The sequence below is a fragment of the Seminibacterium arietis genome (assembly GCF_042675725.1).
In the GTDB taxonomy this organism is placed as follows: Bacteria; Pseudomonadota; Gammaproteobacteria; order Enterobacterales; family Pasteurellaceae; genus Seminibacterium; species Seminibacterium arietis.
Genome location: NZ_JBHTJN010000011.1, coordinates 35278 through 61255, shown reverse-complemented (window position 1 = coordinate 61255; position 25978 = coordinate 35278). Strand labels below are relative to the sequence as shown.

Annotated in this window: 25 protein-coding genes; 8 read left to right on the top strand and 17 right to left on the bottom strand. The window is 34.9% G+C overall.

The genetic code is table 11. The annotated features are described in order from the left end of the window. Positions 1–43: 43 nt before the first annotated feature. Genes folP through sixA form a run of 3 tightly spaced genes read left to right on the top strand, consistent with a single transcriptional unit; the run spans position 44 to position 2733 of the window. Positions 44–868 (top strand): dihydropteroate synthase, encoded by an 825-nt coding sequence (gene folP / locus ACFQ02_RS05895; RefSeq protein WP_380820517.1) that lies wholly within the window; start codon positions 44–46, stop codon positions 866–868. 26 nt (positions 869–894) lie between these two features. Next, positions 895–2229: a phosphoglucosamine mutase gene (gene glmM, locus ACFQ02_RS05890; RefSeq protein ID WP_380820514.1), complete on the top strand. Its 1335-nt coding sequence runs from the start codon at positions 895–897 to the stop codon at positions 2227–2229. A 57-nt stretch (positions 2230–2286) separates the two neighbouring features. Next, positions 2287–2733 (top strand): phosphohistidine phosphatase SixA, encoded by a 447-nt coding sequence (sixA, locus tag ACFQ02_RS05885; protein ID WP_380821005.1) that lies wholly within the window; start codon positions 2287–2289, stop codon positions 2731–2733. Between the two features lie 155 nt (positions 2734–2888). Here the strand turns inward: sixA and degS are convergent, their stop codons facing one another. The 9 genes from degS to ACFQ02_RS05840 all read right to left on the bottom strand — a co-directional run bounded on the left by degS (position 2889) and on the right by ACFQ02_RS05840 (position 11784). After that, a complete protein-coding gene (gene degS / locus ACFQ02_RS05880) occupies positions 2889–3926 on the bottom strand; it encodes an outer membrane-stress sensor serine endopeptidase DegS (RefSeq protein WP_380820511.1) in 1038 nt (345 codons plus the stop codon). A 9-nt stretch (positions 3927–3935) separates the two neighbouring features. Next, positions 3936–5027 (bottom strand): bifunctional diaminohydroxyphosphoribosylaminopyrimidine deaminase/5-amino-6-(5-phosphoribosylamino)uracil reductase RibD, encoded by a 1092-nt coding sequence (gene ribD / locus ACFQ02_RS05875; protein ID WP_380821002.1) that lies wholly within the window; start codon positions 5025–5027, stop codon positions 3936–3938. 34 nt (positions 5028–5061) lie between these two features. Continuing rightward, the gene (gene nrdR / locus ACFQ02_RS05870) at positions 5062–5511 is read right to left on the bottom strand and encodes a transcriptional regulator NrdR (RefSeq protein ID WP_380820509.1); all 450 of its coding nucleotides are present in this window, start codon (positions 5509–5511) and stop codon (positions 5062–5064) included. 209 nt (positions 5512–5720) lie between these two features. Continuing rightward, complete coding sequence (locus ACFQ02_RS05865; RefSeq protein ID WP_380820506.1) at positions 5721–7094, bottom strand: Do family serine endopeptidase; 1374 nt, start codon at positions 7092–7094, stop codon at positions 5721–5723. A gap of 223 nt (positions 7095–7317) precedes the next feature. Continuing rightward, positions 7318–8265 (bottom strand): ribose-phosphate pyrophosphokinase, encoded by a 948-nt coding sequence (locus tag ACFQ02_RS05860; protein WP_380820503.1) that lies wholly within the window; start codon positions 8263–8265, stop codon positions 7318–7320. A gap of 52 nt (positions 8266–8317) precedes the next feature. Further along, complete coding sequence (gene ispE / locus ACFQ02_RS05855; protein WP_380820500.1) at positions 8318–9205, bottom strand: 4-(cytidine 5'-diphospho)-2-C-methyl-D-erythritol kinase; 888 nt, start codon at positions 9203–9205, stop codon at positions 8318–8320. Continuing rightward, the gene (lolB, locus tag ACFQ02_RS05850) at positions 9205–9762 is read right to left on the bottom strand and encodes a lipoprotein insertase outer membrane protein LolB (RefSeq protein WP_380820494.1); all 558 of its coding nucleotides are present in this window, start codon (positions 9760–9762) and stop codon (positions 9205–9207) included. The genes ispE and lolB overlap by 1 nt, the downstream gene beginning before the upstream one ends. Positions 9763–9878: 116 nt before the next feature. Next, positions 9879–11117, bottom strand: coding sequence for a multifunctional CCA addition/repair protein (locus tag ACFQ02_RS05845; protein ID WP_380820489.1), 1239 nt, complete (start codon positions 11115–11117; stop codon positions 9879–9881). A gap of 55 nt (positions 11118–11172) precedes the next feature. Continuing rightward, positions 11173–11784 (bottom strand): TIGR04211 family SH3 domain-containing protein, encoded by a 612-nt coding sequence (locus ACFQ02_RS05840; protein WP_380820484.1) that lies wholly within the window; start codon positions 11782–11784, stop codon positions 11173–11175. Between the two features lie 199 nt (positions 11785–11983). Here ACFQ02_RS05840 and ACFQ02_RS05835 point away from each other — a divergent pair, with 199 nt between their 5' ends. From ACFQ02_RS05835 to pgi, 3 genes are all read left to right on the top strand, one after another. Beyond that, positions 11984–13399 carry a replicative DNA helicase gene (locus tag ACFQ02_RS05835; protein ID WP_380820481.1) on the top strand — a complete coding sequence of 472 codons (1416 nt, stop codon included), beginning with the start codon at positions 11984–11986 and terminating at the stop codon, positions 13397–13399. 3 nt (positions 13400–13402) lie between these two features. Continuing rightward, positions 13403–14485 (top strand): alanine racemase, encoded by a 1083-nt coding sequence (gene alr, locus ACFQ02_RS05830; protein ID WP_380820479.1) that lies wholly within the window; start codon positions 13403–13405, stop codon positions 14483–14485. A gap of 67 nt (positions 14486–14552) precedes the next feature. After that, complete coding sequence (gene pgi / locus ACFQ02_RS05825) at positions 14553–16199, top strand: glucose-6-phosphate isomerase (protein ID WP_380820476.1); 1647 nt, start codon at positions 14553–14555, stop codon at positions 16197–16199. 67 nt (positions 16200–16266) lie between these two features. Here the strand turns inward: pgi and purR are convergent, their stop codons facing one another. The 5 genes from purR to frdA form a co-directional block, all read right to left on the bottom strand. Further along, positions 16267–17286, bottom strand: a complete 1020-nt coding sequence (gene purR / locus ACFQ02_RS05820) for an HTH-type transcriptional repressor PurR (protein WP_380820473.1) — start codon at positions 17284–17286, stop codon at positions 16267–16269. Positions 17287–17473: 187 nt separating this feature from the next. Then, the gene (gene frdD / locus ACFQ02_RS05815; protein WP_380820470.1) at positions 17474–17818 is read right to left on the bottom strand and encodes a fumarate reductase subunit FrdD; all 345 of its coding nucleotides are present in this window, start codon (positions 17816–17818) and stop codon (positions 17474–17476) included. Positions 17819–17828: 10 nt separating this feature from the next. Then, positions 17829–18230, bottom strand: a complete 402-nt coding sequence (gene frdC / locus ACFQ02_RS05810; protein WP_380820467.1) for a fumarate reductase subunit FrdC — start codon at positions 18228–18230, stop codon at positions 17829–17831. Positions 18231–18240: 10 nt separating this feature from the next. After that, on the bottom strand, positions 18241–19011 hold the full coding sequence (locus ACFQ02_RS05805) for a succinate dehydrogenase/fumarate reductase iron-sulfur subunit (RefSeq protein WP_380820464.1): 771 nt from the start codon (positions 19009–19011) through the stop codon (positions 18241–18243). Positions 19012–19015: 4 nt separating this feature from the next. Further along, positions 19016–20803, bottom strand: a complete 1788-nt coding sequence (gene frdA / locus ACFQ02_RS05800; RefSeq protein WP_380820461.1) for a fumarate reductase (quinol) flavoprotein subunit — start codon at positions 20801–20803, stop codon at positions 19016–19018. A gap of 323 nt (positions 20804–21126) precedes the next feature. On the opposite strand from frdA, the gene epmA reads away from it, so the two are divergent. Continuing rightward, positions 21127–22098: an elongation factor P--(R)-beta-lysine ligase gene (gene epmA / locus ACFQ02_RS05795; RefSeq protein WP_380820459.1), complete on the top strand. Its 972-nt coding sequence runs from the start codon at positions 21127–21129 to the stop codon at positions 22096–22098. A gap of 38 nt (positions 22099–22136) precedes the next feature. Here the strand turns inward: epmA and ACFQ02_RS05790 are convergent, their stop codons facing one another. From ACFQ02_RS05790 to udk, 3 genes are read right to left on the bottom strand one after another with little or no spacing between them, the layout of a single operon-like run. Next, entirely contained in the window at positions 22137–23501 is a 1365-nt protein-coding gene (locus ACFQ02_RS05790) for a hypothetical protein (RefSeq protein ID WP_380820456.1), read from the bottom strand. After that, complete coding sequence (gene dcd, locus ACFQ02_RS05785) at positions 23488–24072, bottom strand: dCTP deaminase (protein WP_380820455.1); 585 nt, start codon at positions 24070–24072, stop codon at positions 23488–23490. Before dcd ends, ACFQ02_RS05790 begins: the two co-directional genes overlap by 14 nt. A gap of 11 nt (positions 24073–24083) precedes the next feature. Next, positions 24084–24725: a uridine kinase gene (gene udk / locus ACFQ02_RS05780; RefSeq protein WP_380820453.1), complete on the bottom strand. Its 642-nt coding sequence runs from the start codon at positions 24723–24725 to the stop codon at positions 24084–24086. 212 nt (positions 24726–24937) lie between these two features. Between udk and ACFQ02_RS05775 the strand changes: the two genes are divergently transcribed. After that, entirely contained in the window at positions 24938–25978 is a 1041-nt protein-coding gene (locus tag ACFQ02_RS05775; RefSeq protein ID WP_380820450.1) for an ABC transporter substrate-binding protein, read from the top strand.

Genomic DNA, 25978 nt, shown 5'->3' with positions numbered 1-25978 from the left:
CAATGAGCTAAAAAAGTGCGGTCGTTTTTAATTACAAGTCAATATGAAATTATATGCAAACAATAAAGAATTAGATCTTTCCCAGCCCCAAATTATGGGAATTTTAAATTTTACGCCCGACTCTTTTTCTGATAGTGGAAAGTTTTTTCGGTTAGACAAAGCGTTATTACAAGTAGAGAAAATGCTACGAGCTGGAGCAACGATTATTGATGTTGGTGGGGAGTCGACAAGACCAATGGCTGATGAAGTCACATTAGAGCAAGAACTTGATCGTGTTGTTCCGTTAGTTGAAGCTATTCGTCAGCGTTTTGATTGCTGGATTTCAGTTGATACGTCTAAGCCTCAAGTAATGTTGGAAAGTGCTAAAGTTGGAATGGATTTAATTAACGATATTCGAGCGTTAAGTGAATTGAATGCGTTGCAAACTGCGGCGAGATTAGATTTACCTGTTTGTATTATGCATATGCAAGGAGAACCACGTACTATGCAAATGGCACCACATTACGATGACGTAGTGAAGGAAGTATTAGATTTTTTGCAAAAACGTACCGCACTTTGCTTACAAGCAGGAATTCGCAAAGAAAATATCATTTGGGATACAGGATTAGGGTTTGGTAAAAGCGTACAGCATAATTATAAGTTACTCCAACAAACTACATTATTTGCTAAACATTATCCCGTATTGATTGGTCTTTCCCGTAAATCAATGATTGGAGCTGTCCTAGATAAACCGATAGAGCAGCGAACAATTGGGAGTGCGGCAGGTGCATTAATAGCAGTAATGAATGGTGCATCAATTGTGCGAGTACATGATGTAGAAGAAACTTCTGATGTACTAAAAATTTGGCAAGCAACCCAACAAGCTTAAGTAAAGAATATTAATAGGAAGCAAAAATGACAGCACGTAAATATTTTGGAACAGATGGTATTCGCGGCAAAGTTGGAACATCGCCGATTACACCTGATTTTGTGTTAAAACTTGGTTGGGCTGCAGGAAAAGTGCTAGCTACACAAGGATCTCGCAAAGTAATAATTGGTAAAGATACAAGAATTTCAGGTTATATGTTGGAGTCTGCCCTAGAAGCTGGATTAGCTGCAGCAGGGCTTTCAGCTGCTTTTACGGGTCCTATGCCAACACCAGCGATAGCCTATTTAACTCGGACTTTTAGAGCTGAAGCGGGGATCGTTATTTCTGCTTCACACAATCCCTATTATGATAATGGGATCAAATTTTTCTCAATGCAAGGAACAAAACTACCTGATGATGTTGAGGAAGCTATCGAGGCTATGTTAGATCAACCGATGGATTGTGTAGAATCAGCTGAGTTAGGGAGAGCAAGTCGTATTACTGATGCTGCTGGGCGTTATATAGAATTTTGTAAAAGTACATTTCCATCACATTTAAGTCTTGAAAATTACAAAATTGTAGTAGATTGCTCCAATGGAGCAACATATCATATTGCACCCAATGTAATGCGAGAACTTGGTGCTGATGTGATTGAAATAGGTACTGATCCTGACGGTATGAACATCAATCAAAAATGTGGAGCTACTGATATTAAATCTTTACAAGATAAAGTGTTAGAAGCTAAAGCTGATGTGGGGTTAGCATATGATGGTGATGGTGATCGCTTGATTATGGTAGATCATAAAGGCAATAAAGTTGATGGTGATCAGATTTTATTTATCATTGCTAGAGAAGCCTTACGAGCTGGCAATTTACAGGGCGGTGTAGTTGGGACATTAATGAGCAACATGAGCCTTGAGATCGCTTTAAAACAGCTTGCAATTCCTTTTGTTCGTGCAAGTGTAGGAGATCGATATGTACTTGAAAAAATGCAAGAAAATAATTGGAAATTAGGTGGTGAAAATTCAGGACATATTATTATTGCAGATAAAAATACGACAGGTGACGGTATTATTGCTTCTCTTGCTGTACTAGCAGCAATGGTTCAGCATAGTTTATCTCTTAATGAGCTAGCAAGTGCGGTTAAGTTGTTTCCTCAAGTATTAATCAATGTACGCTTTTCTGGAGGGAAAAATCCACTAGAAACTGAAGAAGTAAGAAAAATTTCTGCTGAAGTTGAGAATTTATTAGCAGGTAAAGGTCGGATTTTATTGAGAAAATCAGGTACAGAACCTTTAATTCGTGTAATGGTAGAATGTGAAGATGGCGATTTAGCACAAACTTGTGCTGAGAAAATTGCTGATGTAGTGAGAGCAAATTAATATTAGTTGAAAATTAACTTACTTAAGCTGAAGGAAAATAGAGTGAAAATATTTATTATGCGTCATGGTGAGGCAGAAGCGAGATCGACATCTGATGAAGAAAGACATCTAACAATGAGAGGAAAAACTCAAGCAAAAGAGCAAGGTCAGTGGCTAAAGTCTATGAATGTAGAATTAGACAAAGTATTGGTTAGTCCCTATGTTAGAACTCAAGACACTTTTTTTCAAATTAATGAAATATACCAAAATAGTCTAATAGATAAACAAGAAATTTGGAAAGGGATTACGCCTGACGGTAATAGCAGTAATGTAGTAAATTATTTAATCCTATTGTTCAAGCAAAAATATCAGTCAGTGTTGCTACTTTCTCATTTGCCCTTAGTGAGCGAAATTGTTACAGAATTATGTGGCAAAAATCCAGCTAGCTTTTATCCTTCTACGATTGTGCAAATTGAGTTTGATGGACAAAATGCTATAGTGGAACAAATTAAATACCCGAATTAAGCTTATAATACAAATTATTTAGAAATTAACCGCACTTAGGTGTTATATTGTTATTAACCAGTGCGAATATGAAGTGATGCTCTTCACAATAACTCTTCCCTAGTTAAAGATTGACGTTCTCTCAGCTTTAAATAAGAAAATGTCAATCTTTTATGTTAATTGATCGGATATTCTTCAATTGTAACAGGTAAAACTAAAGTCTTTCCTAAACGAGAAATCTCTACTTCAATAATAGTATTAGGCTTAATATTACTGATAATATCCATCATTTGTACAGGAGATATGGCTTCAGTATTACCAAATTTTAAAATCATATCACCGGGACGAATGCCAGCTTTTGCAGCGGGACCATTATCCATTACGCTAGTAATTAGTACACCTTTTTGATGATTACTAATAGCACCTTGTCCATTACTGAATAAAATGTCACTTTGAACACCAAAGAATCCTCGAATAACTCGTCCATCACGAATTATCTTTTTCATCACTTGGTTGGCGAGTTCAATTGGAATAGCGAAATTTAGTCCTTCAGCAATTTCATTTGCATTTTTACCAATACTTAATGTACTGATCCCAACTAATTCCCCTGCTGAATTAATTAATGCTCCCCCAGAGTTACCTCGATTAATAGAAGCATCAGTTTGAATAAAATTTTGGCGGACAATAAAATCACCAAAGGCATTACGTCCTAACGCACTGATAATTCCTTGTGATACGCTTTGTCCTAAATTGTAAGGGTTACCAATAGCTAAAACAACATCTCCCACATGAGCCTCACGTTTTGGATTTTGTGGAATAGTAGAGAGGTTATTTGTTTTAATTTTTAATACAGCAAGATCTGTTAAATTATCTGAGCCAACTAAAGTTGCTTCATAAATTTTGCCATCTTGCAAAGCAACAACAATTTGATCTGCATTTTGAATAACATGTTTGTTAGTGAGAATATATCCATCTTTTGACATAATTACACCAGATCCTAAGTTATTTACTTGAGCTTGGTAATTATTATTTATAGAAGTAAACGATTGGTTATATACATTAACTACAGCAGGTGAAGCAATTCTAACGGCATCTTTATAAGATAAAATATCTTTCAAGAAAGGAGCTTGATTGTAGAAAAAAGGCGAAACAAAAATAATAATTATGGCAGTAATTAAACCAATTATTACAGCTTGTAGTAGCTTTTTTAACATTTTTATTCCTTATTTTGTTTTATAACGGTAAATTAGTTTAACGTCATCTTCTATTTGTTCTATTGATTTTAGTGTCCACAAAGGTGCATCTGCTAATTTATTTAAATAAGGCAAATCACATAATCCTTTTGCTTGATTTCCCAGTAGCTTTGGAGCAATATAAACAATTAGTTCGTCAACTAACTTTTCTTTAATTAGTGAGCCTGCTAAAGTGGCACCTCCCTCAACCCAAAGATGATTAATGTGGCGTTTACCTAATTCAATCATCAGTGTTTCTAAATAGGATTTCGTAGTGATATTAATCTGAATGTGTTTACAATATTCAGGAAGTGCGGTCATGTTTCTTGTTGTGTCGCTTATCAACCATATAGGTGACGCTATAGTAAATAAACGATGGTTAGAATTTATTTGATGCTGACGATCTAAAATGATACGTATAGGCTGACGTAAATTTTCTATTTGATATTCTTGTTGAACAGAATGAGGAAGCTGTTCCCAACGTACATTTAATAAAGGATTATCAGCCAAAACAGTCTGTGCAGTAGAAAGAATTGCACAAGCTTTAGCCCGTTCTTGTTGTACATCCTCTCTGGCTGCTTGGCATGTAATCCACTTGCTTTCACCACTTGCCATTGCTGTCTTACCATCAATGCTCATTGCTAATTTGAGTTGTACGAAGGGCTTGCCTGTTCTCATGCGTTTTAAAAAACCTTTATTTAAGATTTCTGCTTTTTCTTCTAATAAACCAACCGCACTTTCAATGCCAGATGCTTGTAGCATTGATAGTCCTCTACCCGCTACTTGTGGATTAGGATCTTGCATTGCTACAATTACTTTTGTTATACCAGCTTTAATTAGACTTCTCGCACAGGGTGGGGTCCGACCAAAATGAGAACAAGGCTCAAGCGTTACATAAGCTACGGCACCTTTCGCATTTTCCCCCGCGTGATTTAATGCCATCACTTCTGCATGGGGTTCACCAGCCTTAAAGTGGAAGCCTTGTCCAACAATTTCATTATTTTTTACTAATACACAACCAACTGAAGGATTTGGCGTAGTAGTGAATTGCCCTTTAGTCGCAAGATCTAATGCAAGTTGCATAAATTTTTCATCTTGTTTAGTAAATTTAGTCACATTAATCCTTTAATTTGTCAATTTCTTTAATAAATTCATTAATATCATCAAAACTTAAATAAATAGAAGCAAAACGGATGTAAGCAACTTTATCTAATTTTTTTAACTCGTTCATTGCAAGTGTTCCAACTAATTTACTTGAAACCTCCCGTTCTCCAGTCGCTTGCAATTGATGAACAATATAACTAATAGATTTTTCGACATCATCTGAACTCACAGGGCGTTTTTCTAGTGCATGTAGCATGCCTCGCCGTAATTTATTTTCATCAAAAGGTTGTCTGCTGTTATCACTTTTGATGATTTTAGGAATCACCATTTCAGCACTTTCAAAAGTAGTAAAACGTTCTTTACAATGACCGCACTCGCGTCGACGGCGAACTTGAAAACCATCAGAAACTAAACGGCTGTCGATAACCTTAGTTTCTTCTGTATAACAAAAAGGACAACGCATAAAATATACTCGATTACTAGCACATTAAATAGCATCATTCTAGCAAGATTTAAAAATATTGACGATCTATTTTATTAAGATTAGGAAATAGATATTGAATTTCACGATGATACTCAAATAACGTCATTATAAAATTAAGACTGCTGATAAAAAACCGCTTCCTACAAAAATATATTTAGTAGAGAAGCGGTATGAGGACTAACTCTCTGTTATTGGATAATTAAATAGAAATTTGAATTATCACGTAAAATGTTTAATGCAACAGCGGAAGGATTGTTTTCTAGTAATTTACGTAATTGACCTAGGTTCTCAACTTTTTGTCGATTCACTCCAATGATAATATCACCAGTTTTTAATCCACGGCGATCTGCTAAAGATTTAGGTTTGATTTTAGTAATAACAATACCTTTCAAATCTTTTTCATTATAGTTACTTAATTCAGCCCCATCGAGTTCAGGTAAAATTCCGTTCGCTCCCGTTTGACTTTGATCGTCTGATTGCAAGGTAACTTTAACATCTTTCGATTTACCATCACGTAGATAAGTTAGCTCTATTTCTTTATTTGCACCTGTTGTAGCAATTTTTGCACGTAGTTCAGCAAAACTTGATAGTTTTTGACCATTAATTGCGGTAATAATATCACCTGCTTTTATTCCAGCTTTTTCTGCCGCAGAATTAGGTAAAACTTCACTGACAAACGCTCCTTGTTTAGCTTCTACATCGAAAGCATCAGCTAAATCAGCATCTAATTCTCCTCCTTTGATCCCTAGAAAACCACGGCGAACTTCGCCAAATTCTAAAATTTGTTTCACTAAGCTTGTAGCCATATTGCTAGGAATTGCAAAAGCTATTCCTGCATTGCCACCACTTGGTGAAATAATCGCCGTGTTAATCCCTACTAATTCACCATTTAAATTAATTAGTGGACCACCTGAATTACCTCGATTTACTGCGGCATCGGTTTGAATGTAATTTTCATAAGTATTAATATCAGAACCTGTTGAACGTCCTAAAGCAGAAATAATACCAGATGTTACTGTTTGACCAAGTCCGAAAGGGTTTCCAATCGCTACAGTGAAATCTCCAACTCGTAGTTTGTCAGAGTCTGAAATTTTAATTTCTGCTAGATTTTTTGGATTCTTCAGTTGGATTAGTGCTACGTCAGACATTTCATCTTTGCCTACTACTTTGGCAGAAAATTCACGTCCGTCTTCTAGTTTTACAGTGATTTTATCAGCTTGGTCAATAACATGATTATTGGTTAATACATAACCTTTTTCTGCATTAATTATCACTCCAGAGCCAAGACCTCTAAATTTATTTGGTGCATTATCTTGGAAAGCATCTGGTCCAAAGAAAAATTTAAATTCCTCAGGAATGTCATTGTATTGGTAACGGGATTTTTGTTTTCCTTCTACAGAAATAGATACAACAGCAGGTAAAACCTTTTCTAGCATTGGGGATAGACTTGGTAATTGTTGTTCACTTACAAACGCAGGTAATGCAGCTTGAGTAGTTACTGAAGTTGTCAGTAAACTTAGTCCAAGGGCAATACTGGTTAATAAGATTTTTTTTGTTTTCATTTTCTCTCCGTTTAACAATAGTAGTTAATTTATGTATAAGGTGTGTACTAAGACAAAACAAATTAAAAAATGTTCAGTGATTTATATGAAATATTGAAGAAATATCAGATGTGTTTAAAAAGTAAATCCGAATTCTTATCAAAAAACCACCGCACTTTATTTGAAACTTCAAAAAAAAGTGCGGAGAAAAGATAGTTATTTTCTAATAAAGAACAGTATGAAGTTAGCTGAACATTGCAGAAATAGATTCTTCATTACTGATGCGACGAATGGCTTCAGCAAGCATGCCTGATAGAGTTAGTACGCGTACTTTATTCAATGCAATTATTTCTGGTGAAAGTGGAATTGTATCTGTTACGACAATTTCATCTAATACATCACTTGCGAGATTCTTAGCGGCTGAACCAGAAAATACAGCATGAGTTGCATAAGCAAAGATTCGTTTAGCTCCATTATTTTTTAATGCTTCCGCCGCTTTGCAAAGTGTACCACCAGTATCGATCATATCATCAACCAAAATACAATCACGGTCATTAATGTCACCAATAATATGCATAACTTGGGCTACATTAGCTTTCGGACGACGTTTATCAATGATCGCAATATCTGTATCATTAAGTAATTTTGCTACCGCTCTTGCACGAACTACACCACCAATGTCTGGAGAAACTACAATTGGTTTTTCCATATCGGTTTTTTTCAGAATATCATGAATGAGGACTGGAGTTCCAAATACATTATCAACAGGAACATCAAAGAATCCTTGAATTTGTTCTGCATGAAGATCACATGTTAATACTCGATCGACACCAACGCTAGATAAAAAATCAGCGACGACTTTAGCTGTAATAGGTACACGAGCAGAACGTACACGACGATCTTGACGAGCATAGCCAAAATAAGGAATTACAGCGGTAATACGTCCAGCAGAGGCTCTACGTAAAGCATCAACCATTACGATTAATTCCATTAAATTATCATTAGTTGGTGCACAAGTGGATTGGATAATAAATACATCACAACCCCTCACATTTTCGTTGATTTGGACTTGAATTTCGCCATCGCTGAAACGACCTACAGTCGCATCACCTAGGGAAATATACAAGCGGTCAGAAATTCGCTTTGCGAGTTCTGGCGTGGCATTACCAGCAAAAAGTTTGATATCAGGCATTTAAATTTAACCTCAGAATGTCATAAGATCTAATAATAATTTATTGATTTTATTAAGCTAAATCTTCCAGTTGTCGTAACGGTGAAATATTTAAGCCTTTTGCAACAAAACCAAACAAATTTTTCGGTTTAGCTCGAAACACTGCTTGTGCAGAATTTTCATTATCAAATTCAGCAAAGACGCAAGCACCAGTTCCAGTCAATCTTGTCGGTGCATATTTTAGCAACCACCGACTAGCTGCTTCAACTTCAGGGTAGTGACTGCGAACAATTTGTTCACAATCATTAGTATATTTTCCATGTAATAGTTCAGCAAAGGGTCTTTTAGGTGTATTACGAGGCAGATTAACTTCATTGAACACAGCCGCAGTAGAAATAGATACATTTGGTTTTAAGATTACATAATATTTTTCTAAAGGTTCACAGTAAGTGATTTTTTCACCTACCCCTTCAGCAAAAGCAGCTTTACCATGAATAAATACGGGAACATCTGCACCTAGTTGTAATCCTAATTCAGCTAATTCATGGGTTGTTAATCTTGTATCCCATAATTTATTAAGAGCTACAAGTGTAGATGCAGCATTAGAAGAACCACCACCGAGACCTCCACCAACTGGTAATATTTTATCTAAATGAATATTCGCACCAAGATTACATTTTGTTTTTTGTTGTAGCAAATGAGCAGCTCGATACACTAAATTTTGCTCGGTTCTTAAGTCGCTCATATTGGCTTGCAAGGAAATAATTTTATCGTGACGTAAATCGATATGTAACCAATCTCCAAAATCTAAGAATTGGAATAGTGTTTGCAACTCGTGATAGCCATCGGCACGTCTACCGTTAATGTAAAGGAATAAGTTTAACTTGGCTGGGCAAGGGAAACTTTTCCTTGTTTTTTCGGCTGTTAGCAAAAGTGAGGTTGAAAATCGGTAATTTTCCATTAGTACTTCCAGCTATCCACTTTAATTTTTAGCGTTTGATCCGCATTCTTTAATAAAATATCTTCTGGCAATGGCACTGACCCTGTCGAATATTTTAAATAATCTATGGTCCATAATTGATTCTCTATAAAGTAAAAGAAATCAGCTAATAAATGATTTTTACCTACATGATAATCAATTTGTTCATTAGGCTGACCTTTTAACCATGATGTTAATTGAGAAAGCGGAATAGCGATACCAATTATTTCTTTTAATAAAGTTTCTGTATTTTCAGCAGTGCGGTAGTGACCTTGAGTATCAGTAATACGTATATCTTTTTCATTTTTTTCTAAGACAACTTGGTCACCAGTTAGAGTCGATGATAAAGTTAAAGTATAAAACTGCGGATTGTTATATTGCCAGCGGAAATGAGTTGAAAAACGTTTTTTTGAGCTAATATAGCCAACTTTTCCTTCAGCTGTATAAGATTGAATTTGTTTAATTTTGTGTAAGTGCTGTTGCCAAGTGCGGTCATGTTTATCAATATATTGAACATTGCTTGGACGTTGTGTTTCCATATGTAAACTACATCCGACTAGTGCAATACTAATCGATAAGAGCAAAAAAAAACGTTTGAGGCGATTCATAGTTAAAGAAAAGTTAAACAAATTGGTCATATTTTACGTGGTTAATTTTAATTAGTAAAGTATGGCAATATTGTTAACCGTTTTTTAGTGAGAATATTTAGTCGACGACAGTTCAATTCCTGTTTGATTTCGGCTTTTTCAAATCCTTCAGCAATAATTTGCGAAATATCAATTTTTAATGTTGTTTGATAAAGTTCCAGTAAAAATTTAGGTTGCAGATAAGAGGATTTTTTAGATCCTATTTTAGCCCTAAATTCAGCTTCACAAACAAGTAATATCTCCTCAAAACGCTGTGGTTTTCTCCAAATATCTAATTTATTAAATAACGTTAAAATATCTTGAGGAGTAAGTTTAAAAGCTTCGTGGATATAGTGGTTGTATTCACAATAGAGTAGAGATATTTCCTTAATAGCGTTAGGTAATTTTAATCTAATACAGATTCTGCTCACTAGATCCATGATTAATTTTTTATAGTCGTGACAGCAAGATAACTCAGTATTTTTGGCTAGTGCAGAGGCTAAATTATAGCAAAGAGCAGAAAATCTTATAGCTGTTTTATTGTATTGAGTATTTTCTGTCAGAGCCACTGCTTGCTTTAATATCATCAAGTTGTGTGAGAAGTTATCAATTTTGGTATAAATACTATAAAGCTGATTAAATTCAGGGAATAAAACTGAAAATGCACCAATTTTATGCAAAACAGTAAAGTAAACTTCGGGATTTCTTTCATTCAAAGCTTTTTCTGTTTCTAGCCAAATTCGCTCGATAGTCAAGTGTTCTAATTCTCCTTGTGAAGTAATTTCCACCATTAGAGTCAAGGTCTCTGTCGCAATTTTAAACCCTAAATAATGATAGCGAGCAGCAAACCGAGCGACTCTTAGTACTCGCAGAGGATCTTCACTAAAGGCTGAAGATACATGTCGCAAAGTGCGGTTGTTTAAATCAGATATTCCTCCATAGGGATCGATTAATTTACCTGTCTGAGTTTGAGCAATTGCATTGATAGTGAGATCTCGACGCTGTAAATCCTGTTTAAGCGTGATGTTAGGGCTAAAATCACAAATAAATCCAGTATAGCCATGCCCAGTTTTTTTTTCTGTACGTGCTAGTGCATATTCCTCTTTAGTGGTGGGATGGAGAAATACGGGAAAGTTTCTTCCCACTTGTTGATAGCCAAGAGATAATAGTTCTTTGGGGGTGGCGCCTACCACAACCCAATCTCGATCTTTTACTTTAAGATTGAGTAACTGATCACGAACAGCACCACCTACTAAATAAATCTGCATAAAAGTGACCGCACTTGGTTAAAAAAGTATGTCATTTTTTATGATTATACTTAAATCATGCCCACCCGCCTCGATTGCGGCGTTTTGGTAATATAAATGGAATGACTAAACCAAATATTAACCCAATACCTAACACAATGCCACCATAGATAAACCATTGAATTGCAATTTCTCGTTTACCCACATCTAGCATTGCTTCTAAATCACGATTTTTATTTTTAGTTATCTCTAGTTCACGGTTAAGTTGAGAATTTTGCTCTAACAATTTTGCACTTTGTTCTTCAGCTTGTTTAGTTCGGCGTTGCATTTCTGAGGTACGTTGTTGCCAATCGCTGTCTAATTGATTTAGTTTTAAGCTGAGATCTTCGATTCTAGCTTTTAATTTTGGATTTTCTTCTTTGCTACTAGGGCTAGAAGTTAATTCGTTAGTTAAAATCCAAGCTTCACGGTTACGAGAGTCTCGAATCAAACTGTATTTTTCTTTTTGTGCTAATACAGTAACAGCCTCTCCAGCACGAATTGACCCAGATATTTTAAATTGATCTCCAGCTCCGCGTCGCAGGAAAGTTGAAAGATTTTCTGTAACGTATTTTGTTTCTGCGAATGAAACTTGAGTAGATAAAACTAATAGCAAAAAAGAAAAAAAGAGTTTGATTACATGTTGCATAATAACAGCCTTAAATAATAAACAGACGTAAAGCCATGATTGTATCTTACTTTTTTATAATGAAAAAGTCTGAACTGAACACATTGTTAGTTCAATTGATTTAAATTAATTGATTTACTTGTTAGCTTTTTTATTAGCTCAGTTACAGATTTCAGTTATAATGCTGAAATTTAATGTAAAACGTAAAAGGATTAGATTTATGGCAAATCAATCTTCCTCACTGCAAAATAAGAAGAATACTACGAGTATGAATAAACCTGATATTCCACCTCATTCAATTGAAGCGGAACAAGCTTTGTTAGGAAGTATTTTATTGAGTAATATTCATTGGGATGCAGTTGCAGAAAGAATCATTGCCGAAGATTTTTATACTTATGCACATCGTCTTATTTTTCAAGAAATGACCGCACTTATGCAACAAAATCAACCTGTTGATTTGCTGACTTTAGATAATGCACTAAGAAATAAAAATATTGCCGATGATGTAGGCGGATTCGCTTATTTAGCTGAATTGTCTAATAATACACCAAGTACAGCAAATGTTGTTGCTTATGCAGAGATTGTGCGAGAAAAGGCGATTTTGCGGGAGCTTATTGCTGCTAGTAATAAAATTGCAAAATCTAGTTATGATCCTCAAGGACAAGATATTAAAGCGATTTTAGATGATGCAGAACGAGTAGTATTTGCTATTGCAGAAAAACGTACAGCTTCAGGAGAAGGACCTCAAAATGTAATTAGTATTTTAGAAAATACAGTCAATAAAATTGAATCTTTAGCATTGAATAAAACCCATAATGGAATTACAGGAGTGACAACAGGATTTATTGATTTAGATAAAAAAACAGCAGGACTTCAACCTTCAGATTTAATTATCATAGCTGCTCGACCTTCTATGGGTAAAACTACATTTGCTATGAATTTATGTGAAAATGCCGCTTTAGCGAGTGAAAAACCTGTATTAGTATTTAGCTTAGAAATGCCTGCAGAACAAATTATGATGCGTACGATTGCCTCTCTTTCTCGTGTCGATCAAACTAAAATTAGAACAGGACAAGGGCTAAATGAGCAAGACTGGTCAAAAATAGCAAGTACATTGGGAATATTTAAGCAAAAACCTAATTTATTTATTGATGATTCTTCAGGTCTAACACCAACAGAATTACGTTCTCGGGCAAGACGAGTCTATAGAGAAAATAATGGATTAAGTTTAATTATGGTAGATTATTTGCAATTAATGCGTGTACCTGGTTTTACAGATAATCGCACGTTAGAAATCGCTGAAATTTCTCGTTCTTTAAAATCCCTTGCAAAAGAGTTGGGTGTACCTGTTATCGCCCTTTCGCAATTGAACCGTACATTAGAAAATCGGCAAAATAGACGACCGATCAATTCAGATTTACGAGAATCAGGTTCTATTGAACAAGATGCTGATTTAATTATGTTTATTTATCGAGATGAAGTTTATAATGAAAATTCAGAAGATAAGGGAATAGCAGAAATTATTATAGGTAAGCAACGAAACGGACCTATAGGAGCTGTGAGATTGAAGTTTCAAGGGCAGTATTCTCGTTTTGATAATTTACGAGAGCAGCCAGAATATATTGAAGGTTATTAAATTATGATGGTTAAACCAGCGACAGTAAAAATTAGTTCTGTTGCATTAAAGCACAATATTCAAGTCATTCGTCAAAAAGCACCTCATAGTAAAATTATCGCAGTGGTAAAAGCAAATGCTTATGGACATGGTGTACTGTTTGTAGCAAGTGCGGTGGAAAAATTAGTAGATTGTTTTGGTGTGGCTCGTTTGGAAGAAGCCTTAAGTTTAAGATCTCAAGGAATTACTAAACCAATTTTATTATTAGAAGGATTTTTTTCAGAACAGTATTTGCCGATTATTGCAGTTAATAACATTCAGACTGTTGTGCATAATAAAGAGCAATTACTTGCACTTCAACAAGCTGAATTACCAAATAAAATTAAAGTTTGGTTAAAAATCGACACGGGTATGCATCGTTTAGGAGTGGCATTAGAGCAAGTTGATGAGTTTTATCAGCAATTGCAAAATTGTCCTAATGTAGAATCGGATATTGGTTTTATCAGTCATTTCAGTCGTGCTGATGAAACCGATTGTGATTATACACAAAAGCAGTTAGAAGCATTTTTGCAGGTCACTAAAGATAAAAAAGGTGAGCGTAGTATCGCCGCCTCTGGTGGAATCTTATTCTGGGAAAATGCTCATTTAGATTGGATTAGACCAGGTATTATAATGTATGGTGTATTACCTGATAATAGTGCAACACATACACAAGGTCTCATTCCTGTGATGACATTAACTTCATCACTGATTGCAATTAGAGATCATAAAAAAGGCGAACCTGTAGGCTATGGTGGTATTTGGATAAGTGATAAAAATACTAAAATTGGAGTAGTGGCAATTGGTTATGGAGATGGCTATCCTCGCAATATTCCAACGGGTACACCTGTATATATTAATGGGCGTTTTGTGCCTATTGTGGGGCGAGTATCAATGGATATGCTTACGGTAGATCTTGGTACTGAGAGTGAAGAAAAAGTAGGCGATGAGGTTATTCTGTGGGGCAAAGAATTGCCAATAGAAGAATTATCTAAGATAACGGGTATATTAACATATGAGCTGATCACTAAGCTGACTCCTCGAGTTTTAACTGAATATATTGATTAAGTGTACCATTTGCTTGATAGAATGATTACAATTTTCATATTAGCTAAGATATAAATAAGGAAAATTCATGAAAAATATTAATCCAACAAAAACTCAAGCCTGGCAAGCATTGCTTCAGCATAAAGCAGAGCTTGCAGATATTAGCATTCAACAACTTTTTACTGAAAGTGCGGATCGTTTTACTAATTATTCTCTTACGTTTAATGATGAAATTTTAGTGGATTATTCTAAAAATAGAATTACTGCAAAGACGATGAAATTGTTACATCAACTAGCAGCAGAGTCTGGTTTATCACAAGCTATTGAAGCTATGTTTACTGGTGAAAAAATTAATCGTACAGAAAATAGGGCAGTGCTACACACCGCACTTCGCAATCGCACGAATAAACCAATTTACGTTGATGGAAAAGATGTGATGTCTCAAGTAAATACTGTATTAGCAAAAATGAAATCTTTTTGTGAACAAGTTATCTCAGGAGAATGGAAAGGCTATACAGGTAAAATAATTACTGATGTTGTGAATATTGGTATTGGAGGTTCAGATCTAGGACCTTATATGGTCACAGAAGCTTTGCGTCCGTATAAGAATCACTTGAATATGCATTTTGTTTCTAATGTTGATGGCACGCACATTGCTGAAACTTTGAAAAAGTTGAATCCTGAAACAACACTAGTTTTAGTTGCTTCAAAAACGTTTACTACTCAAGAGACGATGACTAATGCTCATTCGGCACGTGATTGGTTATTGAAAAGTGCGGTAGAAGAATCAGCCGTAGCGAAGCATTTTGTTGCATTATCCACAAATGCTACTGAGGTGGCAAAATTTGGTATTGACACTAAAAACATGTTTGAGTTTTGGGACTGGGTTGGAGGTCGTTATTCTCTTTGGTCTGCCATTGGGCTTTCTATTGCACTCTCTATTGGTTTTGAAAATTTTGAGCAATTACTGTCTGGTGCATTTGCGATGGATAATCATTTTCGACATACTTCAATTGAGCAAAATATTCCTACTACACTCGCATTAATTGGGTTATGGAATACTAGTTTTCTTGATGCTCAAACAGAAGCGATTTTGCCTTACGATCAATATCTACATCGCTTTGCTGCATATTTCCAACAAGGTAATATGGAATCTAATGGTAAATATGTAGATCGTAATGGAGAGATTGTAAATTATCAGACAGGACCTATTATTTGGGGGGAGCCTGGTACAAATGGACAACATGCATTTTATCAATTAATTCATCAAGGTACTACTTTAATTCCTTGTGATTTTATTGCTACAGCTCAAACTCATAATCCTCTAGGAGATCATCATAATAAGTTATTATCAAATTTCTTTGCTCAGACTGAGGCATTGGCGTTTGGTAAAACAAAAGCAGAAGTAGAAGCAGAATTTATTGAAGCAGGCAAAAATTTAGATGATGTTAAAAACATTGTTCCTTTTAAAGTATTCACAGGAAATAAACCAACTAATAGTATTTTATTGCGTAAAATAACTCCTTTTAGCCTAGGTGCATTGATAGCAATGTATGAACATAAGATTTTTGTACAAGGCGTTATTTTTAATATTTTTAGTTTTGATCAATGGGGAGTTGAATTAGGTAAACAGTTAGCGAATCGAATTTTGCCAGAATTAGCTAGCGAAGGAAACGTTACTACACATGATAGTTCAACGAATGGTTTGATTAACTGCTTTAAACAATGGAGATAATTAAATAGTAGGCTTTCTTTAATTATTCCATATAGTAAGGGGCGGTTTTCTGCCCCTTATCACATTGTTACTTTAAGCTCTTAACGGATTTACGAATGACTAATTCGGGATAAAATTCAAGGATATCCTGTTTGCGTATATCATTCTTATTTACTTTATTATTTATACGATCAAATAAAAAACTGAGAGCTTGAGCCCCTAATCGAGTTTTAGACTGGTGAATAGTTGTTAGCGGTGGAGAATAAAAACGGGAAGAGTGAATATTATCATAGCCGATAATAGAAATATCATCAGGAACTTCTAACCCTCTCTCTCTAATTGCCGAAATTGCACCTAATGCCATTACGTCGTTACAACAGAAAACGGCGGTTGGTAATTTGTTTTGAGACAAAATTTTATTCATGCATTCATAACCATCTTCAGGTTCAAAAAAGCCTTCCATAATCCATTGAGGATTAATTGAGAGATTTGCTTCTTGCATTGCTTTGACGAATCCATCATAACGAGTTTTTGCAGTAGTTTTATTCAATTCTCCTGCAATGATCGCAATATTTTTATGCCCATTGTCGATAAGATATTTTGTAGCAATATAGCCACCAGTAAAACTATTGTCTTGAATTACATCTGTACATGAATTATTCGGTCCCCAATCCATCACTACCATTGGTAGATCTGTTAAATTGGCGAATAAATCGAGAGAATCCTGAGAATACTCTGAACACATCACTAGTAAACCATCAACTCGTTTTTCTAATAACATTTTTAAATGATTTTTAATTTTTTCTGTGTGATTTTGAGTGTTACACAGAAATAGAGAATAACCTTGGCGATAGCAATGCTCTTCAACTGCATGGATAATTTCAGCAAAATAAGGAGCTTCACTAGTGGTGACAATCATACCAATAGATTTTGTAGTATTGATTTTCAGGCTACGAGCTACCGCACTTGGCGAATAATTAAGCTCTTGGATTGCTTGTAAAACCAGTTTTTCTGTCTCAGGAGCAACAAAACGAGTTTTATTAATAACATGAGAAACTGTCGTTGTAGATACGCCTGCCACTTTCGCGACATCTTTTATCGTTGCCATATTTCCTCCATAAATTTCACTTAATTATAAATATATCATTAAGATATTAAAAATAAAAATAAGCTTATTAACTATTATTAGTATTTATATTCATTATTTTTCAGGAAAAGTGCGGTTAAAATTACAAAAAAATCTGCCTAAAATAAGTAAGCAGATTTTCTTATAAAATAGATTTTATGACCGCACTTTAAATATTAAAGACAGCAAAAACAGTCAGCAAACTGAAAAGCATTGCTAATCCGTAGAAAATCCAACCACCTGCGGGAACATGTACTTTAAAATCATGCAATCCTAGATGGATACGATGAATACCACACCAAGCAGGAAAAATCACTAAAGCAAGGATAATTAATTTTCCTATCCAAGTGTGAGCAAAGGCGATAATATTATCAGGTTGTATTAATCCAAAAGGTAATAAAAAGCCTAGTATCAATACTAATACAGGAAAAGCAACCGCACTTATTGCTCCACCTGCACCAAATAAGAGCCATACAGCAGGTTCATTTGAACGTTTGGGATTGAGTTTATCCATGTTTGCCTCCCTATAATAAAACCAAAATTAGGGTAACGATACTAACTAATAATGTTACTCCCCAAAAGATACGGGATAGCAACTTTATGTCAATACGTTCATTTTTAATGATAAGATTCATCATTTGCGGTGCCATATTAAAGAATGTAGCACTGTTGAGCAATACTGCACCTAGAGTGATAATATTGAGAATTACTACAATTGGATTTTGTAAAAATCCGATGAAATCTGTTTGAAAACTATTTTCACTCCCCAGACAAATCAAGCCATAAAATAGTTCTAGACAGAACCAAATAGTTGGTACAGCAGTACTTTCACGCAACACATAAAATTTGTAAAAATCCAACTTTTTCCACCAAGAGGCTTTCATCTCGCGTACATATTTTTTGCGTTTACTTGCTATTGTTGTCATTTTACACTCCTTATTTTTGCGGTTTTAGCATCGCGAAAACATAGTCTTTAGCACTTTCTATTTTACCTTGGTTGACTGCCTCAGAGGGTTGTACATGTTTAGGACAAACTTCTGAACAGTAACCAACGAAAGTACAACTCCATACGCCATTTTTACCGTTTAAAATCTTCATTCGTTCAGCTTTACCATGATCACGGTTATCTAAATTATAACGGTGAGCTAAAGTAAGAGCTGCAGGACCTACGAACTCTGGATTTAAACCAAACTGCGGACAAGCAGCATAACATAGACCACAATTGATACACATTGAGAATCGGCGATATTTTTCTAATTGTGCAGGTGTTTGTTTAGTACGACTTTTCGCTAATTCTGCTGATGGATGTGGTTTCCCATCTAGTTCAGGTGCTTGGTTACCAATAATATAAGGCTTAATACTTTCTAAACTTTCAATAAAATGGCTTAGATCCACAACTAAATCTCTTTCAATTGGGAAGTTAGCTAAAGGTTCAATTCTCATATGACCGCTGTAGTCACGTAAAAATGTTTTACAAGCCAATTTAGGTTTATTATTTACCATCATCCCACAAGAACCACAAATTGCCATGCGGCAAGACCAACGATAGGAAAGTTCAGGTTCAAGTTTATCTTTAATATAGCCTAATGCATCTAGCAAAGAAGTTTGACTGTCATAAGGGACGTCATAAGACCGTAGATAAGGTTCTTTATCTTCTTCTGGATTGTACCGTAAGATTTCGATTTTCATCACTGTTTGGTTGACCATCTACTTACTCCTTAGCTTTTGCTGCAGCTTCTTGTGCTTCGGCTTCAGCACCATAAACACGTTTAGCTGGTTGAGATTTAGTGATTTTTACATTACTGTATTCTATACGAGGAGTACCCTCAGGGGTATAAAATGCTAGTGTATGTTTCAAATAATTTACATCATCGCGTTCAGTATAGTCTAAGCGTTGATGAGCACCACGTGATTCTTTGCGTTCTAAAGCTGAATTTGCTATAGATTGAGCGACATCTAAAATATAACCTAATTCTACAGTATATAATACGTTAGTATTGAACACACTTGAGCGATCTGCTATTCGAATGCGTTTGTATCTTTCTCTCAATTCTGCAATTTTATCTACAGTTTGTTGCATACTCTCTTCTGTACGATAAATGCCACAACCTTCTTCCATGGAGTTACCCATTTCATCACGAATTTGCGACCAAGATTCATTCCCTTCTTGATTGTACAAATCTTCTAAGCGACGAATGACATCTTTAGCTTGAGAATCAATCGCAGTTTGATTGATTGGTGTGGATTCTAAAGCACGTTGTGCGGCGTATTCACCTGCTACACGACCTAATACTACTAGTTCCGCTAATGAATTGGAGCCTAAGCGGTTTGCTCCGTGTAAACCTGAAGAGGCACATTCACCTACAGCAAATAGCCCTCTGATGCGAGTTTCACTGTTGAAATCTACTTCAATACCACCCATTGTATAATGTACTACTGGACGGACAGGGATTGGTGACTTAGCTGGATCGACTCCCTCGTAGGCGTGGGCTAATTCACAAATAAATGGCAAGCGTTCATGCAAATATTTTTCACCTAGATGTCGTAGATCAAGATGTACTACATCTACGCCTTTGGCTGTTTTCAATGTATTACCTTTACGCCATTCTTGCCAAAATGCTTGTGATACTTTATCGCGAGGTCCCAATTCCATGTATTTATTTTCAGGTTTTCCAATAGGAGTTTCTGGACCTAAACCATAATCTTGTAAATAACGGTATCCATCTTTGTTCACTAAAATACCGCCTTCGCCACGACACCCTTCGGTCATTAAAATTCCAGTGTTCGGTAAGCCTGTAGGGTGGTATTGGACAAACTCCATATCACGTAATGGTACGCCATGACGGTAAGCCATAGAGAGTCCATCACCTGTGACAATACCACCATTCGTGTTGAAACGGAATGCACGACATCCACCACCAGTTGCAATAACAACTGCCTTTGAATTAATTTGCACTAGAGTGCCTTCCATCATATTCATTGCGACCATACCACGTGCATGACCGTCATCTACAAGAATATCAAGTACAAAATGTTCATCAAAACGTTGAATTTGCGGATATTGAATAGATGTTTGAAATAGAGTATGTAGCAGATGAAAACCTGTTTTATCGGCAGCAAACCAAGTGCGTTCAATTTTCATGCCACCAAAACGACGAACGTTAACATCTCCGTCTTGCTTACGACTCCAAGGACAGCCCCAACGCTCAAGCTGAGTCATTTCCACTGGAGAGTGTTCTACAAAATACTCAACTACATCTTGTTCACAGAGCCAGTCACCACCCGCCACAGTATCGTGGAAATGTTTTTCATAAGAATCTTCTTCTTTAATTACTGCAGCAGCTCCACCTTCTGCTGCAACCGTATGGCTACGCATCGGGTAAACTTTTGAAACTAATGCGATTTTTAAATTAGGATTTGCTTCTGCTGCTGCAATTGCTGCTCGTAATCCACCGCCGCCAGCACCAACAATTGCAATATCGACATTAACAGTTTGCACGATATTCCTCCAATAGGATGAAAGTAAAAAAACAAATTTCAAGTAAATTGAAATCAATATTAAGGTGCTTATATTTTGACATGTTTTTTTAATTCGAATAACTTTTTTTTATAAAATAGCAGAAGAAAAATGCAAAATTGTGATCCAACTCAAAAAGTTACATAAATGTTAATAAAAATTGGCGGTTAAGATGATAATAACTCTCATTCAATCTGATTATTGAGCAAAAGTGCGGTACTTTTGAAAGAAATTTTTATTATTTTTCCGTTTGTTTTTTTCTTGATATAAAATAATCTCAATTAAAGTAATGAAAGGAAAAAATTATGCTTTTAGAACCTCAGTGGCAACCATCTGCTTCAATTAAAAACTTATTGGCAAGAGCAAAAATTATAACTGAAATTCGTCGCTTTTTTACTGAACGTGGTTTGCTTGAAGTGGAAACTCCAGTATTGAGTGAATTTGGCGTGACAGATGTTCACCTTTCCACTTTTAGCTGTGAATTTATTTCTCCGTTTAAAGAGCGGTCGAAAACACTTTGGCTTTCTACTAGTCCAGAATATCATATGAAACGCTTGCTTGCGGCTGGTAGTGGACCAATTTTTCAATTGTGTAAAGTATTTCGTAACGAGGAGAGAGGACGTAAACATAATCCAGAATTTACGATGTTAGAATGGTACAGACCGCACTTTGATATGTATCGTTTAATTAATGAAGTCGATGATTTATTACAAAATATTTTAGACTGTGAATCAGCAGAAACTGTTAGTTATCAATTTATTTTTCAGCAATATGTAGGAATTGATCCGCTTTCAGCTGAATTATCGGAACTTATTGAAAAAGCACAAGAGCAAAATTTAACAGGTGCAGAAAATGAAGATCGTGATACTTTACTGCAATTTTTATTTAGCACTCTTGTTGAGCCTGAAATCGGTAAAACCAGACCTATCGCAGTATATCATTTCCCTTCAACACAAGCTGCGTTAGCTCAAATTAGTTCGGAAGATCATCGAGTAGCAGAACGTTTCGAGTTCTATTATAAAGGATTGGAATTGGCAAATGGATTTAATGAGTTAACGGATGCTAATGAACAACAACATCGTTTTGAGTTGGATAATCGATTACGACAAAAAATGGGATTGCCACAACGAAAAATTGATAATAGATTTTTAGCCGCATTGCAAGCAGGTGTACCCAATTGCTCAGGCGTTGCATTAGGTGTTGATCGACTGTTGATGATCGCATTAAACGTAGATGAAATCAGCGATGTGATGTCCTTTGGGATTGATAATGCTTAAAGCTGTTTTTTATGATGTTAGTCACCGCACTTTTAATTTTATTTAATAGGTGCGGTATCATTTTGTTTTTGTTGTAGTTTTTCTTTTAACAAGTTTTTAATTTGTTTTCTTAAAGATTTATTAATTTCTACTTTGTATTTTGGGTAATAACAATCATCAAAAAATGTAATAGGTAGAGTAATATCTTGATATTTTTCATCATTTGAATAGAGATTGATTTTAAAAAGACATTGCATATTATGCAATTGAATTTTTCCAGCTCCTTTAAGATAAAAATATGTATTTGACATTAATAGTTGTGAAATATTAAGTGATTCTCTATTCCAATCTAATTTAGCCGTTAATTGATTGAAAGGGCTATCTAAGTTTTGTGAAATATCTTGAGGATAATTTATTGGTAGTCCCTGACTTATAATATTGAGAATATTTAATCCTTTTAAATTTCCCATTGTAATATTAAAGTTTACATTTCCTTGCTGAATTATATTATTTTTTAATAAAAGATCTGCATTAAGATTAGATTTCCCTGTTAGTATTACGGGAAGCTCCAATACACTGAGCCATTTGTCTGTATCTAAATAATTTGCCGTTATTTGTAGCGTTGAATTTTGGTGGGAAATAATATTATTAATAGGCGTGTAATTGAATTTTATATTATTTTTATCAATAACAAAATCTCCATTTATTTGTAAATGATCTTTATTAATGTTTCCTTCGATTTGGTTAAAATTAACATGATTTATTTGAATAGAATTAAAATTAACATTGATATTATGATTCACTTTCGAATATATTATCGCTCCTTTCTCTGCTTTAAGGTTAAGTTTATTTAAATGATTAAATACAGCTTGAGGTGTCTCAATTGTTAAGTCGAGAGATTTCATTTTTATTTTATCAGGTTGTAATGTAGAGTAAGTCTTTAATTTGACACGGTTGTTTTGTTGATCTGTCGCTTTTAATTCAATTAAGTAATCGTTATTAATTGTTTTCATATTACTATTCTTTTTAATAAGACCTAGTAGATCTTTTAAATAAAGTGCGGTTGGTTTAATAACAATATCTACTTCATTGAAATTTGGATTTTTGATTTCACCTTGTTGTAAATAAATTTCTTCTAATTGTATTTTTTTATTCAAAAGAAGAGATGATATGGAAGTTGAAATAATAATATTTTTAAAATGAAATTTACTTGTGTTAAGTTGTAATTTAACTTCTTCTAGTTGCAACTTTGGAGTGGGTAAAATATCAAAACTCAACTGGTTAAATTCGATATTATTTTCATGTAGTAATGGTATTATTTTTTGTTCTATATGATTTTTGTGTACATAAATAAAACTAAAGATCACAACTAATATAAAAATTATACCGCATGTGATCTTTTTACACATTTTACTTATCTTCATTGATTCGGCTAGCAACAGCATTTTGTTGATTTTTGTATTTTGCGTCGATGCGACAATTATAAGGGCGACTAGCATGTCCGCTGAGAGTCTCAAAACTTAATGCACCGATTACCATATTCGGACGAAGTGCTAATGGCAGTTTTCCTGAGTTAAAAAACTCTAATACGATTTTTCCTTCCCAACCAGGATCAATACGATGAGCAGTCACATGGACCATTAGCCCTAATCGTGCTAGTGATGAACGACCATCTAACCAGCCTATAATATTCGAAGGTAGCTTTACTGATTCTAAAGTTGTAGCAAGAGCAAGCTCACCAGGATGGAGAAAAAAAGCCTCGTTATCAGCAATGATAATTTCCTCACTCATTACAGCATTAAGTTGAGCTGTTACTTCTTCCTTTTGTCCACTTAAGTCAATATAAGGAGCCGTATGCTCTCGAAATACACGAAAAGAGTTCCCAAGTCTTACATCAACAGTTGCACCGTTGATTTTATCTTTCGTTGGGCGAGGAGTGAGAGAAATAATATTTTCATCTAGATAACGTTCAATATCAGAGTCACACAAACGCATATTATTTATCCTTATTTTTTTCCTAGCAACTGCAGAATTTGGGCTTTTAACATATTGACCGCAATGCGGTTTTTTCCACCCCTTGGAAAGATAATATCAGCATACTGCTTAGATGGTTCAATGAATTGTAAAAACATAGGGCGAACAGTTGCTCTGTATTGTTCAATTACAGATTGGAGTGAGCGACCTCGCTCTTCCATGTCTCGTTTTAGACGACGGATAAAGCAAATATCTAATGGGGTATCAACAAACACTGAAATATTAGCTTCTTGTCGCACTCGTTCATCAGTAAGAAGTAAGATTCCTTCTAAGATTATAATTTTTTTTGGTTTGAAATGGGTTATTTGATCAGTGCGAGTATGTTCTACATAACTGTATACGGGAATATCTACCGCCTCACCAGACTTTAATTTTTGCAAATGTTCAATTAATAGATCACGATCCATTGAATTAGGGTGATCATAGTTAGTTTTAACTCGCTCTTCTAATGCTAAATGGCTTTGATCTTTGTAGTAGCTATCTTCAGAAATAATACCAATTTCTTTGTAACCCAACTCTTCACATAGTTCTTTATAGATAGTTGATGCTATTAAACTTTTTCCAGAAGCAGAAGCACCAGTGATGGCAATAATAATGCAAGATTGATCTGACATAGGTAAACTCGAATAAATTGTCGTAAATAGAATTATAAAGAAAAATTAATGTTTTTGATAATAATTTAGCGAATAAATAAAATCAATATCTTATTCTGTGACTAAATTCACATTATTTTATTTTATTTTAGTGTAGCATTGCGAGGTATTTTAATAGTAGTGCTATGAGAGTACTTAATTAATTAAAACTGCTAGTCAAGAGGAGAATATTTATGCAATTAAAAAAACTTTCTGTCGCAATTTCCACCGCACTTTTTACCACTGGACTTATGTTGTCATCCCAAGCTATGGCAAAGGGGCGTTTAATAGTTTATTGCAGTGCAACTAATGAAATGTGCGAAGCTGAAACTAGAGCATTTGGTGAGAAATATGATGTTAAAACTTCTTTCATTCGCAATGGTTCAGGTAGTACTTTAGCTAAAATTGAGGCGGAAAAAAATAATCCACAAGCAGATGTGTGGTATGGTGGAACATTAGATCCTCAAGCTCAAGCAGCAGAAATGGAATTATTAACGCCATATCGCTCAGCGAATATTGAGCAAATTGTAGAGCGTTTTCAAGATCCAGCTAAAATGAAAGGTAACTATACATCAGCTATTTATATGGGCATTTTAGGGTTTGGAGTTAACACTGAGCGGTTGAAAAAATTAGGTATTACTGAAGTACCAAAATGCTGGAAAGACTTAACTGATCCTCGCTTAAAAGGTGAGATTCAAATCGCAGACCCACAAAGTTCTGGCACCGCTTATACAGCGATTGCGACTTTCATTCAAATTTGGGGAGAAGACAAGGCTTTCGATTACTTTAAACAGTTGCACCCAAATATTTCACAGTACACAAAATCAGGAATTACTCCTTCTAATAATACTGCCCGTGGTGAAACTGTAGTAGGAATTGGTTTCTTGCATGACTATGCGTTGCAAAAACAACAAGGAGCTCCGATAGAAATGATCGTGCCTTGTGAAGGTACTGGTTACGAATTGGGTGGTGTTAGCATCATTAAAGGGGCAAGAAATTTAGACAATGCTAAATTATTTGTAGATTGGGCATTATCAAAAGAAGGTCAAGAATTAGCTTGGAAAAAAGGAAAATCTTTCCAAACTTTAACTAATACTACTGCTGAACAATCACCAGTAGCGTTTGACCCTAAAAAATTGAAACTTATTAATTATGATTTTGAAAAATATGGTGATGCTACGGAGCGTAAGCGTTTAATTACAAAATGGATTAATGAAGTTAAATTAGTTAAATAA